Annotated in this window: 1 protein-coding gene; it reads right to left on the bottom strand. The window is 62.6% G+C overall.

From position 1 onward, the window contains the following. A partial coding sequence (locus tag AB0F44_RS30330; RefSeq protein ID WP_357361099.1) for a glycosyltransferase family 87 protein occupies positions 1-838 on the bottom strand: 838 nt, incomplete at its 3' end. Positions 839-1,078 lie beyond the last annotated feature (240 nt).

Raw genomic sequence — 1,078 nt, forward strand, 5'->3', positions numbered from 1 at the left:
CGACGTTGGTCCGCGTGTACTCCAGATTGCGGCCGAAGGCAGGAAAGCGGAACAGCAGCCAGGTGTCGTAGCTGTAGAAAGCGAATATCGCCAGCCAGGCTGGCCAGTTTCGCAACACCGAGCTCTTGAGCACGATCGTGAACAGGAACGGGAACACGAACATCGAGTAGTACTGCTGGCCCAGCGAACTCAACGCGAACTCGGCGGTGAGCAGGACTCCAGCAGTGGTCGTGACGAAGAACAGTTCCTGATGTCGGTAGTACCGCCACAGCAGCCACAGGCTGACCGCTACGGCGATGGCGAGAAGTCCACGCACCAGCAGTGTCGTGATCGGGGAGACGTCGTAGTAGACGCCGAAACCCGAGATCGAGGAGTTGAAGTAGTCACGGACTGCCAGGCTGTAGGGCAGGTTGTGCACGAAATAGTGGCCGGGATCAGCGGCCAGCGGCCACGCGATCGCGGTGGCGCACACGGGTAGCGCGACCGCGACCGCGACGGTGGACCACTGTTTGCGAACGCCGGGTAGGAGTAGTAGCGGGACGAGGATCGGCTTGATCGCGATCGTCAGCCCGAGGACCACGCCCGCGGTGATATCGCGTCGCCTCAGGAGCAAGGCGAGGAAACCGACCTCGGCGAGACAGAACAATCCGTTGACGTTGCCGAAGGTGAGGGTGTTGACGAGCGCTTCGGACAGAAACAGCGCGAAGTAGGCGACGGGCGCGAGCGGTGAGCGCCAGGTGTACTCTGAAGCTGCCCGTTTAGGAAGTGTGGCCTGCCCGGTTTGGGTCGGGCGCCACAGCGGCAGCGTCGATCGGTCTACGATCGTGGTCCACGTGATCTTGGCCCGCTCGCGGGTCTAAGAACTTTTGCCCCGGGATCTACTCCTCGTGCAGCGAACGATCTTCGAGAGCGAGCCGTTCGTGCCGTAGAGAAGGCTCCTACACGTGAGCCACTCGGGAATCCGCTCGATGATCACGCCACGCATCTCGACTTCTCTGGCTCTCCCCGCACGGCGTCTCTCGGCAGGTCTTGGGTGCGGCGTCACCTCGTGGGGCATGTGACCCGCGACCGACTTGGC

Origin of the sequence: Nocardioides sp. NPDC023903 (assembly GCF_040639295.1) — a bacterium.
Lineage (GTDB): Bacteria > Actinomycetota > Actinomycetes > Propionibacteriales > Nocardioidaceae > Nocardioides.